General features: G+C 64.7%; 13 protein-coding genes. 7 read left to right on the top strand and 6 right to left on the bottom strand.

Annotated features, from left to right (window positions below; all coding sequences use genetic code 11):
* Nucleotides 1-29: 29 nt before the first annotated feature.
* Nucleotides 30-359 carry a YraN family protein gene (locus AC27GT_RS07445; protein ID WP_487223857.1) on the bottom strand — a complete coding sequence of 110 codons (330 nt, stop codon included), beginning with the start codon at nt 357-359 and terminating at the stop codon, nt 30-32.
* Nucleotides 360-385: 26 nt separating this feature from the next.
* Nucleotides 386-1,738 carry a PASTA domain-containing protein gene (locus AC27GT_RS07440; protein ID WP_487223856.1) on the bottom strand — a complete coding sequence of 451 codons (1,353 nt, stop codon included), beginning with the start codon at nt 1,736-1,738 and terminating at the stop codon, nt 386-388.
* A gap of 60 nt (nt 1,739-1,798) precedes the next feature.
* Here AC27GT_RS07440 and AC27GT_RS07435 point away from each other — a divergent pair, with 60 nt between their 5' ends.
* Nucleotides 1,799-2,341, top strand: a complete 543-nt coding sequence (locus AC27GT_RS07435; protein WP_038070492.1) for an NAD(P)/FAD-dependent oxidoreductase — start codon at nt 1,799-1,801, stop codon at nt 2,339-2,341.
* 92 nt (nt 2,342-2,433) lie between these two features.
* On the opposite strand, the gene AC27GT_RS07430 is transcribed toward AC27GT_RS07435, so the two are convergent.
* A complete protein-coding gene (locus AC27GT_RS07430) occupies nt 2,434-3,204 on the bottom strand; it encodes an SDR family NAD(P)-dependent oxidoreductase (protein ID WP_487223855.1) in 771 nt (256 codons plus the stop codon).
* Nucleotides 3,205-3,208: 4 nt separating this feature from the next.
* Nucleotides 3,209-4,336: an alanyl-tRNA editing protein gene (locus AC27GT_RS07425; RefSeq protein WP_487223854.1), complete on the bottom strand. Its 1,128-nt coding sequence runs from the start codon at nt 4,334-4,336 to the stop codon at nt 3,209-3,211.
* 19 nt (nt 4,337-4,355) lie between these two features.
* On the opposite strand from AC27GT_RS07425, the gene AC27GT_RS07420 reads away from it, so the two are divergent.
* Genes AC27GT_RS07420 through AC27GT_RS07405 form a run of 4 tightly spaced genes read left to right on the top strand, consistent with a single transcriptional unit; the run spans nt 4,356 to nt 6,962 of the window.
* Nucleotides 4,356-4,775, top strand: coding sequence for a HEPN domain-containing protein (locus AC27GT_RS07420; RefSeq protein ID WP_487223853.1), 420 nt, complete (start codon nt 4,356-4,358; stop codon nt 4,773-4,775).
* Nucleotides 4,756-5,085: a nucleotidyltransferase domain-containing protein gene (locus AC27GT_RS07415; RefSeq protein WP_487223852.1), complete on the top strand. Its 330-nt coding sequence runs from the start codon at nt 4,756-4,758 to the stop codon at nt 5,083-5,085. Before AC27GT_RS07420 ends, AC27GT_RS07415 begins: the two co-directional genes overlap by 20 nt.
* Complete coding sequence (locus AC27GT_RS07410; RefSeq protein ID WP_487223851.1) at nt 5,082-5,798, top strand: pseudouridine synthase; 717 nt, start codon at nt 5,082-5,084, stop codon at nt 5,796-5,798. The genes AC27GT_RS07415 and AC27GT_RS07410 overlap by 4 nt, the downstream gene beginning before the upstream one ends.
* Before the next feature lie 24 nt (nt 5,799-5,822).
* Complete coding sequence (locus tag AC27GT_RS07405) at nt 5,823-6,962, top strand: VanW family protein (RefSeq protein ID WP_487223850.1); 1,140 nt, start codon at nt 5,823-5,825, stop codon at nt 6,960-6,962.
* Here AC27GT_RS07405 and AC27GT_RS07400 read toward each other — a convergent pair.
* The gene (locus AC27GT_RS07400; protein ID WP_487223849.1) at nt 6,904-7,164 is read right to left on the bottom strand and encodes a hypothetical protein; all 261 of its coding nucleotides are present in this window, start codon (nt 7,162-7,164) and stop codon (nt 6,904-6,906) included. The genes AC27GT_RS07405 and AC27GT_RS07400 overlap by 59 nt on opposite strands.
* Nucleotides 7,164-9,713 (bottom strand): type I DNA topoisomerase, encoded by a 2,550-nt coding sequence (gene topA / locus AC27GT_RS07395; RefSeq protein ID WP_487223938.1) that lies wholly within the window; start codon nt 9,711-9,713, stop codon nt 7,164-7,166. Before topA ends, AC27GT_RS07400 begins: the two co-directional genes overlap by 1 nt.
* A 299-nt stretch (nt 9,714-10,012) precedes the next feature.
* Between topA and AC27GT_RS07390 the strand changes: the two genes are divergently transcribed.
* Entirely contained in the window at nt 10,013-10,519 is a 507-nt protein-coding gene (locus tag AC27GT_RS07390; RefSeq protein ID WP_487223848.1) for a hypothetical protein, read from the top strand.
* A gap of 12 nt (nt 10,520-10,531) precedes the next feature.
* Nucleotides 10,532-13,195, top strand: coding sequence for an NEW3 domain-containing protein (locus tag AC27GT_RS07385; protein WP_487223847.1), 2,664 nt, complete (start codon nt 10,532-10,534; stop codon nt 13,193-13,195).
* The last annotated feature ends 150 nt before the right edge of the window (nt 13,196-13,345 follow it).

Genomic DNA, 13,345 nt, shown 5'->3' with positions numbered 1-13,345 from the left:
CAAAGGACCAAGGGAGAGGGGATTTCCCCCTACACTTCCAACACCAGGTGCTCTATCCGGTGGGCCCTCGGAGTCCCGTGGACCAGGATGGCCTCGAGCCTCACCGGGAGATCGTCCCGACCCAGGAGATAGCGGGCGCTTTTCAGCAGGCGCTCCACTTTCCTCGGGGTAATGGCCTCCAAAGGGGTTCCAAACGCCCCTGAGCTCCTTTGCTTGACCTCCACCAGCACGTAAATCCCGTCCTTTTCCAGAAACAGGTCCACCTCCCCAAAGGGGGTGCGGCGGTTGCGGCCAAGAAGCCGGTAGCCCCGCTCAAGAAGGTAGGCGAGCGCCAGGTCCTCGGCCCAGCCTCCTTTCACGCCTTCCTCCCCAAACCAGGGAACCCTCAGGGGGCCCACTCCTGGAAGAGCTCCCCGTCCAGGTAAAGGCGGAAGTGGGCCTCCCCCACCGCTTCGTAGGTACCCGAAACCCTCAGGCCCTCACGGCCTTCCCCCTCGTAAACCAGGTGCTCCCCCCGGTCGTCCACCAGCACCAGGCGCACCTGGCGTCCTTCCACCTCCGGGGGCAGGTTGAGGGCCAGGGTCACGGTACGGGCCTCGCGCTTAGGGGCAGGCGGAGGGCTCAAAGCCCCCACCCGCACCTCTCCCCTTGCCGCCACCCTCAGGCGCACCCCGCTTCCTGGGGGCATGGGGGTGCCGGGGGCGGGCTCCTGGGCCAGCACCGTGCCGGGCGGAGCCCCGGAGGGCACCTCCTCCACCTGGACCTGCAGGCCCATGGCGTTCAGGAGGAAAAGCGCCTCCTTTTGGCTTAAACCCGTGAGCTGGGGAAGGGGCACCGTGGGACCCAGGGAAGCACCCCGGGAAACCAGAAGCCGCACCGGGGCCCCAGGAGGCAGGGGAGTGCCAGGAGGTGGGTCGCTGGCCAGGACCGTGCCCAGGGGCTCTGGGCTTTCCACCTGGGCCACCCCGGCCAGGCGGTAGCCCAGCTCGGAGAGCCGGGCTTCCGCCTCCTCCTGGCGAAGTCCCTTGAGCTCGGGCAGAGGGTTCAGCCGGGCCTGGTTAAGGGTGAGGCGCACGGTGCGCCCCGCCCTAAGGCGGGTTCCCGGGGGAGGCTCCTGGGCCAGCACCACCTCCTTGGGCTTGGCCGGGTCGTTTCCCTCCACCACCTCCAGCCTGAGCCCCGTATCCTTCAAAAGGAGAAAGGCCTCCCGGGCGGTTTTGCCCACCAGGTTCGGCACAGCGTACTCCGGGGGATTGAAGTAGCGGTAAACCCCTTGGGAAAAAAGCCATAGCCCCAGGAGGAAGAGGAGAAGGCCCGGGGCTACCCCTAGAAAGAAGCCCGGCTGGAGGCGGGAAGGACCCCGGGCCAAGGCCCGCCTGCTAGACCCCAGGGGCCAGGGGGAAAGATAGGCCACCCCTTCCTCGGCCATGGCCAGATGCTCCGGGCCAAAACCCAAGGGAGCCAGGGCCTCGAGGGCAGCCTGGGGCGGAGCCTTACGGGCCAGGGGACGTTCCGGAAAAAAGGCGTAGTAGCGCCCGGGCTTGGCGGAAACCACCGCCTCCACAAGCCCGAGCTCCTCTAGGCGTTTGATGGCCGCCCGGTACCGGTAAAAGCGCTCCTTGTCCTCGGGGGTGCGCACCTGGAAAAAGAAAACCACCCCGCCCTCCACCCGATAAAGGGTGATCCCCTCTTTCTCCTCGAGGGTCTCCAGCACCGGGTAGCGGTCGTCCAAGATCATGCGCCGCCGATTATACCTTGCCTTCTCTCCTCCGTTCCCGACCCATATACTCTAAAAGGTATGTGGGACGTTCTCGTGGTAGGCGGCGGCCCCTCGGGTCTTTCCGCGGCCCTTTTCCTCGCCAGGGCCGGGCTTAAGGTCCTGGTGCTGGACGGGGGCCATTCCAAGATCGCCCAGGTGAGCCGGGTTCCCAACTACCCTGGCCTGCTGGACGAACCCTCGGGCGAGGAGCTTCTAGAGAGGCTCAAAGAGCACGCCCGCCGCTACGGGGCAGAGATCCAAAGGGGCGTGGTCAAGGGGGTGCGGGACCTGGGAGGGGTCTTTGAAGTGGAAACCGAGGAGGGCGTGGTGGAAGCGGAAAGGCTTCTCCTCTGCACCCACAAAGACCCCACCCTGCCCTCCCTCCTGGGCCTTACCCGCAAGGGAGTCCACATAGAAACCGACGAGGCCGGCCGTACCAGCTATCCCAGGGTCTACGCCGCCGGGGTGGCCCGGGGCAAGGTGCCGGGCCACGCCATCGTGAGCGCAGGGGACGGAGCCTACGTGGCCATCCACTTGATCTCCGACCTGCGGGGAGAGCCCTACAAGGACCACGCCACGTGATGCCCTTTTTCGCCATATCGGCAAAAGTCTAAATAGCACGGGCCAGGGATTGGCCGGGCCCCCCACCCTGGCAAAACCAGGGTGGGGCGGCGCTACACTGGCCTACCCGCCATCATGAAGCTGGCCGTCATCCCCCCGTCCACCACCAGAATGGCCCCGGTGATGAAGCTGGCCTTCTCCGAGGCCAGGAAAAGCACTGCCTCCGCCACTTCCTCGGGCTGGCCCAGCCTCCTCAGGGCGTGAAGGTCCTCCCAGTCCCGGCGGGTCCTCTCCGGGTCCTCGGAAAGAGCGATGGCCTCCAGCACCGCCTCCGTGGCGATGGCCCCCGGGGCCACGGCGTTCACCCGGATGCCCAAGGGAGCCAGGTCCAGGGCCAGGGAACGGGTGAGGTTGACCAGCCCTCCCTTGGAGGCGTTGTAGGCGGCGTTTTCCTGCTCGGCGAAAAGCCCCTGGACACTGGCCACGTTCACGATGGCCCCCCCGCCCACCTTGGCCATCTCCCTGGCCGCCAGGGCGGAGAGGTGCATGGGAGCGGTGAGGTTCACCTCCAGAACCCTTCGCCACTCGGGGAGCTTCACGGTCAGGGCCGACCCTGGGGCGCTGATGGCTGCGTTATTGACCAGCACGTCCACCCGCCCCAGGGCATGGGCTGCCTCCTCCACGAAGCGCACCCGGTCCCTTTCCTCGGCCAGGTCCGCCTGCACGAAGAAGCCTCCGATCTCCTCCGCCACCCCCCGCCCCTGGGGATGCAGATCGCAAAGGGCCACCAGGGCCCCTTCCCGGGCGAAAGCCCGGGCGATAGCCCGGCCGATACCCCGGGCCGCTCCCGTCACCAGGATTCCCTTTCCCTCAAAAAGCCCCATGGCCTTAGCTTACGAGGCTTGGATCCAAGGCCGCGGCCACCTTTTCCTTGGGCAGGCTTCCCTGGACCACCTCCTTTCCCCCGCCCTTGGCCCCAAGGGCCTTAAGCCTTTCCAAAACCTCCTGCCGGCCGGGGCCCAGGGCGGCGAAGCGACCCTCGGGGGAAAGGAGCAAAAAGGTCTTCTCGCTCCAGGAAAGAAGCCTCTTGGCCAGGTCCCCCAGGACGGGAGCCGGCACCAGGAGCACCCGCTCCTCGAGGGCCCGGGGCAGGAGGGCCTCCACCAAAGCCTCCTTAAGCTCCAGGTTCTCGCCCTTTAGGGCGTACACCTCCTCCTGAAGCCGGCGCACGGGTTTTTCCAGCTCCAGGGGGCTGGTGGAGAAGGAAAGGGCCAGACGGGAAAGCAGAGCGTGCTTGGCGTGGTAATCCTCCAAAGCCTCCCACCCCGCCATGAAGTACACCCGGCTTCCCCCCTTGTACCGCTCCCACTTCAGGACCTTGATGGGGCCCGCCTGGGCACTGGTCCTCAGATGGGTGCCCCCGCAGGCCGCCAGGTCAAAGTCCCCGATCCGCACCAAGCGCACCTGGCCCTGAACCTTGGGAGGCCGCCTTAAAGGGTAACGGGCAAGCTCCTCCTCAGAAACCCAAAAGGCCTCTATGGGGTAGTCCGCGTACACGGCGAAGTTGGCCAGGGCCTCCGCCTCCTGGAGCTTGGCCTCCTCCACTTCCTCCTCGAGGTCCACGGTGGAAACCGGGCTATCCAGGCTCACGGCAACGGTGTGGTACCCCCCGGCCCTGAGGAGGGCCTGGGAAAGAATGTGCTGGGCGGTGTGGCGCTGCATGTGGCGAAACCGCCGGTTCCAGTCGATCTCTCCCTCCACCTCCGCTCCCTCGGGGATGGGGGCGTCCACACGGTGCACCACATCCCCGAAGGCCTTGGCCTCCTCAAAGACGTAAAGCACCCGCACCTGGCCAAACTCCCCTTTCAGCACCCCCGTGTCCGCAGGTTGCCCCCCGGACTCCGGGTAAAAGAGGGTTTGAGAAAGCACGACATGGTGGCCCTTCTCATCGCTCCAAGCCCGCACCACCCGGGCTTGGAAGCGGGTGGCGTAGCTGTCCTCCTGGTAAAGCCTCATGCCCTTTAGAATAAAGAGGATGGCACCCCTGGACTGGGAGGAATGGGCAAGATGGCACGCGCAAGCCCAGCATACCCTGGCCTCCGGGAAGCGGGACCTGGAGGAAGGGGACTACGACTGGGCCAGCTTTAAGGCCCACCAGGCAGGGGAATACGCCCTTAAGGGCCTGCTACGGGGACTAGGACAGCCCGCCTTTGGTCACGCCCTGATCCGCCTGCTCCAGGCGCTGAAGGAAGCGGGCCATGAGGTCCCCGAAGCCTTGGAAGAAAAGGCGCGCACCTTAGACGCCCATTACATTCCCGCCCGCTATCCCGATGCCTACCCCGAGGGAAGCCCCTACGAGTACTACACGCGGGCCCGGGCTGAGGAGGCCCTAAGGGCAGCCGAGGCCGTTCTGAAATGGGCAGAGGAGGTTTGGCGTGGCCTCGAAAGCCCTTAGGCTGCGAATGGCCGCCTGGGAGTTCCTCCTGAAAGAGGCCCGAGCCTACGCCGCAAGGGTGCGGGAAACCCTGGGAGAGGCCCGGGTTTACCTTTATGGCTCGGTGGCCCGGGGTAGCTTCAACCTGGAAAGCGACATAGACCTCCTGGTGGTCTCCCCCCATCTGCCGAAAGACCCCTTAGAGCGCTTCCTCCTCCTCCAAGGCCTTAACCCCGGACGGGTGGAGGCCAAGGGCCTAACCCCGGAGGAGTTCGCCCAGGCCATGGCCAAGGGGGCCCTGTGGTGGCTGGAAGGAGCCTTGGAGCTATGAGGGGGGAAAGGCTCGACAAGCTCCTGGCCCGCCTGGGCCTGGGAAGCCGTAAGAAGGTGGCCCGCCTGGTGCGAAGCGGCCAGGTGCAGGTGGAAGGCCAGGTGGTCAGGGACCCAGCCTTTCACGTGCCCCCAGGTGCCCGCCTCGAGGTGGGCGGTGAACCCCTTGTCTTGCGGCGCCACCACCACATCCTCCTGCACAAGCCGGCGGGGTACGTGACCAGCCGGAGGGAAGGCCCTTCGGTCTACGCTCTCCTGGAAGGCTTTCCCACCCGGGACCTCTCCCCGGTGGGCCGCCTGGACAAGGACACGGAAGGGCTTCTCCTCTTCACCACCGACGGCGAGCTCCTCCACCGCCTCACCCATCCCCGGCACAAGGTGGAAAAACGCTACCTGGTCCATCTGGAACGCCCCGCCACAAGGGAGGACCGGGAGGCCTTTAGAGAGGGCCTGGTTCTAGAGGGCACGCGGCTTCTTCCTGCAGAGCTCTCCTGGGACCAAGACCCCACCCGGGTGGAGCTGGTCCTGAGGGAAGGGCGCTTTCACCAGGTAAAGCGCATGTTCCAGGCTCGAGGGAACCGTGTCCTCTACCTGAAGCGGCTCTCCCTGGGCCCCCTCACCCTAGGGGACCTCCCCGTAGGACAGGCCCGCTACCTCTCCCAAGAGGAGGAGGAAGCCCTGTACCGGGTGGTGGGGCTTTTCACAGACCTTTAACAGAACACGTGATAGATTGCCCCCATGCTTCGGCGATTCGCCTGGACGCTGGCCCTGGGCCTTGCCCTGGCCCAGGGTAGCACCACCCCTGATTCCTCCCCTATCACCGCCATCCTGGTCCTGGAAGAGGACGTCATTGAAGATGGTCAGATTCTCAGCTATGTAGGTAGCCAACCCTATCCTGTGGCCACGGAGAAGGAGCTGAGAGTCCTCATCAAAAAGCTGGCCCGTGAACCCAAAAGGCCCCGCTTCATCCTGCAGGATGGGCGCTGGCGGGGGGTGGAGAAAAAAGGGCTCGCCTTTGACGAGGCCGAGGTTCTGGCCGCCTATCGCGAGGCTCTGGCCAACGGGCGCAAAAGCTTCCGCCTGCCCGTGCGCTACCTCCCGCCCACCCCAAGCCTCAAGGACCTCTACGCCCTGGGAATCCGGGAGCACCTGGCCACCGGGGAAACGGACTTCCGGGGTTCCAGCCGGGAGCGTGCCCACAACCTGCTCCTTGCCTCCAGCAAGCTGGACGGCCTCTTGATCCCCCCGGGCACCTTCTCCTTCAATCAGGCCCTGGGGCCCATCACCGAGGAAGAAGGATACAAGGAAGCCTTCGTCATCGTGGGGGACCGCACGGAGCAGGGGGTGGGGGGCGGGGTCTGCCAGGTTTCCACCACCTTGTTCCGGGCGTTTTTCCTGGCCGGGCTACCCATAAAGGAGCGCCACGCCCACAGTTACCAAGTGGCCTACTACAAGCCCACGGGCCTGGACGCCGCGGTGATCCAGCCCTACAAGGACCTCAAGGCGGTGAACGACACCCCGGGGCACATCCTGGTGCAGCGCTCCGTGGTGGGCACCCGGCTCCGCTTTCACCTCTTCGGCACCAAGGACCGGGAGGTGCGCTGGGAAGGCCCCTTCATCTCCGATAGGAAGCCTCCCTTACCCCCCCGGGAGATCCCGGACCCCTCCTTGCCCCCTGGCGTGCGCAAACAGGTGGACTTCGCCGCGGAAGGTGCCCGGGTGGAGGTGAGGCGCACCGTGCGCTACCGGGACGGCCGGGTGCTGGAGAACAAAGTGGTGAGCGTGTACAGGCCCTGGGGTGCCGTGTACCTGGTAGGGCCTACCCCACCTCCAGAAGCACCACCCGCTCCACCGGCACAAGGCGGTGGGGCTCCGTAACCCGGGCGGCCTCCCCCCTTTTTAGGTGCAGGTACTGGCCTTGGGGCAGGTCAATGACCAACTCCCCCTCCAGAACCAGGTAAAAGGCCATATCCTGGCGTTCTTCTTCCCCCACCAGGGTATAACCCCGCACCGGCACGCCGGGCACCTCCACCCTCCCCTCCCGGGCCAGGCGCAGGAGGTGGAGCTTGAAGCTTTCCATCAGGTAACCGCCTCCTTCCTGGCGCGGCCCTTCTTCATGCGTAGCTTGAAGATGGCCCGCTGGGCCAGCCTGGCCGCTTCCGGGGAAAGGACTTCCCCAAGGGCCAAGGCCTCCACCACCTGGCGCTCTTCCGGGGTGAGTTCCCCAAGGAAGGGTTTCAGCTCCTCCCAGTCCTTGGGCGGTTTGGGTGAGGAAGCTTCCTGAACCTTCGCCTTGGCCTTCGCCCCAGTGCGGCTTTCTCCTGCCCTAGCGGCCTTGCGGCGGGATGACCTCCTGCCCCTGGAAGCCGAATCCCCTGACGAGGAGGCAGCCCGGCTGGAAGCTTTGGGAGGAGGAACCAGCTTGGGGTCGTGAACCGGGCAGGCAGGGTTCATGCAGGCTCCTTCCCCCTTCTTCACCAAGGGCCAGCCGCAGGAGGGGCAGGTCTGGTCCAGAAGGGGATAGAAGGAAAGGAAATCGCAGGCGTTGTTCTCGCACTTGTAGTAGGGCTTACCCCGGCGGCTTCGCTTCTCGAGGACCTGGCTTCCACACTTAGGGCAAGCATGCCCGGTGGGCTCGCCATCGTCCCGGGTGTAATCGCACTCGGGGTAGCCGGAGCAGGCGATGAAGCTGCCATACCGGCCCTCCTTGCGCACCAGGGGTCTTCCGCACTTGGGGCAGACTTCCCCGATGGGCTCGGCCTCCTTTTTCCTTTCCAAGGGCTCGGTGTAGGTGCACTCCGGGTAGCCCGTGCACCCCAGAAACTGGCCGAACCGGCTTACCTTCAGCTCCAAAGGCCTCCCGCACCGGGGACAGGTCTTCTTGGGCACCTGGGAAAGCTCCCCCAGAAAGGGCTCGTAGAACTCCCACACCACCTTGGGCCAGGGGGCTTTCCCCTCCTCCACCTGGTCCAGGCGGTCCTCCATGCGGGCGGTGAACTCATAGGCCACCACCTGAGGGAAGCGCTCCTTGAGGTAGTGGGTCACCTGGCGGCCCAGGGGGGTGGGCAGCAGGGTGCGCCCCTTGCGCACCATGTACCCCCGCTTTTCCAGGGTTTCCAGGGTGGGAGCATAAGTGGAGGGACGCCCGATGCCAAGCTCCTCCATGGTCTTCACCAGGGTGGCGTCCGTGTACCGGGGCGGGGGCTCGGTAAAGTGCTGCTGGGCCTTGACCTCCAAAAGCTCCGCCCCTGTGCCCTCCGCCACCGGGGGCAAGGGAGGTTCCGCCTCCGCCTCTTGGCCCTCATTTACCGCCTGCGCCACCCCCCCTTCATCCCCCCGGCCCCAGGCCTTCAGGTACCCCTCAAACTTAAGGACCGAGCCCGAGGCGCGGAAGGTGAAACGGGGCTTCTCCCCCTCATCTTTGAGAAGCACTACCGTCTGGTCGTAGAGGGCATCCCGCATCTGGCTGGCGACGAAACGCCGCCAGATGAGGTCGTAAAGGCGATACTCCTCGTCGGAAAGGTACTTCCTCACGCTATCGGGAGTGCGCCGCACGTCGGTGGGGCGGATGGCCTCGTGGGCGTCCTGCACCCCCTCCTTGCGGTTCCGGTAAACCCTGGGGCCTTCCGGCAGGTACTCGAGGCCAAAGATCCTTTGAATAACCTCCCGGGCCGCTTGTAAGGCCTCCGGGGAAACCCGCACCGAGTCGGTGCGCATGTAGGTGATGAGGCCCACCGTCCCCTCGGGAAGGTCCACGCCCTCGTAGAGGCGCTGGGCGATGCGCATGGTGCGGCTTGCGGTGTAGCCCAGGCGGCTGCTGGCCGCCTGCTGCAGGGTGGAGGTGGTGAAAGGAGGCGGGGGGGATTTGCGGCGCTCCTTGGTTTCCACCTGGACCACGCGGTAGGACCGCCCCTTGACCTCCTCGGCCAAGGCCTTGGCCTGGGCCTCATTCGCCAGGTGGAGCTTCCCCTCCTTCTCCCCCTGGCCGGTCCAAAGCCGCTTACCCTCCACCTCATAGAAGCTTGCGGGAAGGGTTCGGTCCTGGCCCAGGGTGAAAACCCCCTCCAGGGTCCAGTACTCCTCCGGGCGGAAGGCCTCGATCTCCTCCTCCCGCTCCACCAAAAGCCGCAGGGCCACGCTCTGGACCCTTCCCGCGGAGAGGGCCCGCTTGCGGAACTCCAGGGAAAGAAGAGGAGAAAGGTTATAGCCCACCAGACGATCCAGGACCCTCCGGGCCTGCTGGGCATCCACCAGGTTCTGGTCTATGGGCCTAGGGTTCTGCACCGCCTGCCGCACCACCCTGGGCGTGATCTCGTGGAACTCCACCCTTAGGGGCTCCCTGGGATCGCGGCCCAGAAGCCTCGCCACATGCCAGCCGATGGCCTCCCCCTCCCGGTCGGGGTCGGTGGCGATGAGAAGGCGCTTGCCCTTTGCAGCCCGCTTCAACGCCTCCATCACGGGCTTCTTGTCCTTTTTCACCTCGTAAGTGGGGGCGAAGTCCCGCTCCACATCCACCCCGAGCTCCCGTTCCGGCAGGTCGGCCACGTGCCCTAAACTCGCCCGCACCTCATAGCCGGGCCCCAGCATCTTTTGGATGCTCCTGGCCTTGGCGGGGGATTCCACCACCACCAGGGTTCGCGCCTCTAAACCTCGCACGGAATCACTTGCAGCCGGCGCGCCCTTTGCCCTCGAGGAACCTGCGGTCCTTGCCCTTGGCATCGCCCCCCATTTAGGAGCCTTAAAGGGAGCTTGTCAAGATAGAAGACCATTTCGCCAGCGGCAAGGCTTTTACCCAAAAGGAAAGATTAGCGTCTATTACCCGCTGATTTAAGCGTTTTCGCATATGAAGCCCAGTCCGCCTAAGTGATCGCTCGATCTTTCACAACTTTTTGACAAGGGCCTCATACCTTGGCCTGCGGGAGGTAGAGATGTACGCAAAGCATCGGTTCCTCATAACTCTAGCCAGCCTTATCTTCTTGGCCCTAGCCGTAGCCCTGGCCCAGGCCCTGACCCTGGACCTTAAGCCCTACCTGGTCAAGGTGGTGGAGGGCAAGGAAACCTTTGAGGAAAATCCCCTGGGGGTCAAGCCCGGGGACATCCTGGAGTGGCGCCTGGTGGCGGAAAACCGCTCCCAGGGCCCCTTGCGCCAGGTGGCCTTGGTGATTCCCATTCCCAAGGAAACCCATTACCTGGAGGGTAGCGCCAAGCCCCTCACCCTTAACGGAGTCACCATCCGCCCGGAGTTCAGCTTTGACGGGGGAAAGAGCTTCAGCTTTCCCCCGCTCAAGAAAAAGGTCCGGGTGGTGGAAAACGGAAAGGAGGTAGAGAAGGAAGTGGAAGTGAAGCCAGAGGAGTACACCCATGCAAGGTGGGTAGTCCCTGAGGTACCCAAGGGAGCTAAGGTTCAAGTGTCCTTGCGAACGGTAGTTAGGTAAAGGAGGTAAAGCATGAAGGGAATCGGAACAAAACTTATAGCCCTGGTCCTGGCCCTGGTCCTTGGGCTGGCCTTGGCTGCGGGTACCCCAGCGGGCACCGCCATCCAGAACCAGGCCAGCGCCAGCTACATTGACTCGGCTGGCCAACCCAGGACCACCACGTCCAACCTGGTCACCACCATCGTCCAGCAGGTCTACAGCTTCACCATCACGCCGGATGGTACGACAAGTGCCCCTGGCCAGATCCGCAACGCTGTTCCCGGCGGGCAGGTGCTCTTCCAGTACACGGTCACCAACACCGGTAACGGCATCGACACCATCAATCTGAGCACCGCCCAGGATACCGGCGATAACTTTGATCTCACCAACATCCTCATCTATCGGGACACCAACTGCAACGGCAACGTGGACGCCGGCGAGCCTCAGGTAACCAGCGTCACCCTGGCCGCGGACACCTCGGCCTGCGTGATCGTGGCCGCCACGGTGCCCAGCACCGCCCAGAACGGCCACTACGGCAACCTGAACCTGGCGGGCACTTCCCAGGGCAATAACACTGTCACCGACAACAACAACTGGGCCCGGGCGGTGGCCACCACCCAGGCGGCCCTGACCGCCTTCAAGGCGGCAAACCCCTCCGGAAACGTCCAGCCCGGCAACACCATCACCTACACCATCTCCGGCAGCAATACGGGCGGTAGCGCCGCCTACGGGATCCCGGTCACCGTGGACGGCACCTCCAAGACGGGCATCCTGATTGAGGACACCATTCCCTCGGGCCTCACCGTGACCCAGATGCCCACGGGCTCCGCGGGGGCCGGAAGCATCCGCTACATTTACTACAACGGCACCAGCTGGGTGACCCTTGATTCCAGCATGCTTCCCATCACCGGCAACGGCACCAAGAAGATCGGCATGCTGATTGAGGGTACGGGTGCCTTCTTCCCTCAGGGAGCCGGGTACACCTTCTCCTTCCAGGCCACGGTGCCCAGCAACGCTCCTGCTGGCACCTCCTACACCAACACCGCCACGGTGAAGTTTGACGCCGATAACGATAACGATGCCAACGACCCCGGCGAAACCGTAAGCACCAACTCCACCACCAACACCGTGGCCGCCCAATACAGCGTCAAGGTGGGTCCCTACCAGTTCCCCTTGGGTTCCGCCACAGGCTCCTACCCTGCCGGAGGCTACACGGTCAGCCGCAGTGGGGACCAGCAGACCATTGCTTCCGCCTATAGCGGCACCACCGTCATCTTCCGGCACACCTTGCGGAACACCGGCAACACCACCGATAGCTTCTCCCTCTCCTTCTCCGGACAACCTTCGGGCTGGACCTGCCAGCTGGTGGCCGATGACCTCACCACACCTATTTCCGGGCCTGTGGGACCTCTCGCCAGCGGCAGCGACTTCAACTTCGCCCTCAGGTGCTCCATCCCCGCCAACTACACCAGCAGCACCGCGGTTAACATCACCGTGACCGCCACCAGCCAGGGCGATCCATCCCAATCCGACACCACCACAGACACCGTGAGCCAGGTGACCTTGGGGTATGCGGTAGACCTGGCACGGCAAGGGGCTTCTAACGATAGCGATCCTTCCAACGACAACCCCACTGGCCAGACCGCCAACCCCGGCCAGACCGTCTACTTCCCCCTGGAGCTCACCAACACCGGCCAGAACACCGACACCTACAACCTGAGCGGCACAGTGCCCACGGGCTGGAGTGTGGTCTTCTACCCCGACACCAACTGCGATGGCACCCCTGATGGTGCCCCCGTCACCAACGTGGGCCCGGTCAACCCCGGCCAGACGGTGTGCTTCGTGGCGGCGGTGAGCGTGCCAGAAGGGACGGCTCCGGGTAGCAACAACGTGACCTTCACCGCCACCAGCACCACCAACTCCAGCGTCCAAGACACGGTTTCCACCACTGTCACGGTCAACGTGGTGGCCCAGGTTCTCCTTGACCCCGACCGGAACGGCACCGTGACCAGCCCCGGCACCATCCAGTACACCCACACCCTCCTCAACAACTCTAACGCCCCGGCCACGTGCTCCATCTCCGGCAACGGAGGCTCTTTCGGCTGGACCTACCAGTACTCCACGGACGGCACCACCTGGTCCAACAACCTGCCCAACCCGCCCGGCATCTCTGTTCCTGCTAACGGCGGAACCGTCACCATCTACGTGCGGGTGACCGTGCCGGCGGGTCAGCCCATCGGCCGAGTGGATGTGAACACCGTCACCGCCACCTGCCAGGTGGGTAGCACCACTGCCACGGACACCGCCACGGAGACCACCACCATCGTGGGCGGGGAGCTCCGGCTGGAGAAGGAGGTGGATAAGACCACCGCTTACCCGGGCGAGACGCTCACCTACAACGTCACCGCCACCAACATCGGCACCGGCAACCTGACCCAGGTCATCGTCACCGACCCCTTGCCCGCCTACACCAACTTCGTGAGCGTCTCCGCCACCATTATCGGCTTCCCCACGGGCGCCCAGGTGCTCTACTCCACGAACGGCACCACCTGGAGCACCACGGCTCCCACCTCCTTGCCCGCAGGCGGAAGCATCTACGTGGCAGTGGACACGGACTCGGACAACACCATCACCAGCGCCGACATCATGCCACCCGGTGCCAGAATCATCATCACCTTCCGGGTGCAGGTGCAGTAAACCCTCTTCCCCCGCCCCGGGGCTTCCCGGGGCGGGGCCCCCTAAGGGGGGAAGCCAAAAACAGAAGAAGCGCTTTCAAACGAGGCTTTTAGAAGGATTTTCACACCGGGGCCTGAGGATAAGGGAGGTGAAGGCAAGGATGAGGGAAAA

The organism is Thermus sp. KWY1, assembly GCF_057547025.1.
Note: the sequence above shows the minus strand (reverse complement) of the source record. Positions and strands in the feature narration are given on the sequence as shown.

What these genes read in the sequence shown, in the direction of transcription:
- AC27GT_RS07440 (WP_487223856.1), bottom strand. Translation starts at nt 1,738, where the DNA reads ATGATCTTGGACGACCGCTACCCGGTGCTGGAGACCCTCGAGGAGAAA.
- AC27GT_RS07435 (WP_038070492.1), top strand. Translation starts at nt 1,799, where the DNA reads ATGTGGGACGTTCTCGTGGTAGGCGGCGGCCCCTCGGGTCTTTCCGCG.
- AC27GT_RS07430 (WP_487223855.1), bottom strand. Translation starts at nt 3,204, where the DNA reads ATGGGGCTTTTTGAGGGAAAGGGAATCCTGGTGACGGGAGCGGCCCGG.
- AC27GT_RS07425 (WP_487223854.1), bottom strand. Translation starts at nt 4,336, where the DNA reads ATGAGGCTTTACCAGGAGGACAGCTACGCCACCCGCTTCCAAGCCCGG.
- AC27GT_RS07420 (WP_487223853.1), top strand. Translation starts at nt 4,356, where the DNA reads ATGGCACCCCTGGACTGGGAGGAATGGGCAAGATGGCACGCGCAAGCC.
- AC27GT_RS07410 (WP_487223851.1), top strand. Translation starts at nt 5,082, where the DNA reads ATGAGGGGGGAAAGGCTCGACAAGCTCCTGGCCCGCCTGGGCCTGGGA.
- AC27GT_RS07405 (WP_487223850.1), top strand. Translation starts at nt 5,823, where the DNA reads ATGCTTCGGCGATTCGCCTGGACGCTGGCCCTGGGCCTTGCCCTGGCC.
- AC27GT_RS07400 (WP_487223849.1), bottom strand. Translation starts at nt 7,164, where the DNA reads ATGGAAAGCTTCAAGCTCCACCTCCTGCGCCTGGCCCGGGAGGGGAGG.
- AC27GT_RS07390 (WP_487223848.1), top strand. Translation starts at nt 10,013, where the DNA reads ATGTACGCAAAGCATCGGTTCCTCATAACTCTAGCCAGCCTTATCTTC.
- AC27GT_RS07385 (WP_487223847.1), top strand. Translation starts at nt 10,532, where the DNA reads ATGAAGGGAATCGGAACAAAACTTATAGCCCTGGTCCTGGCCCTGGTC.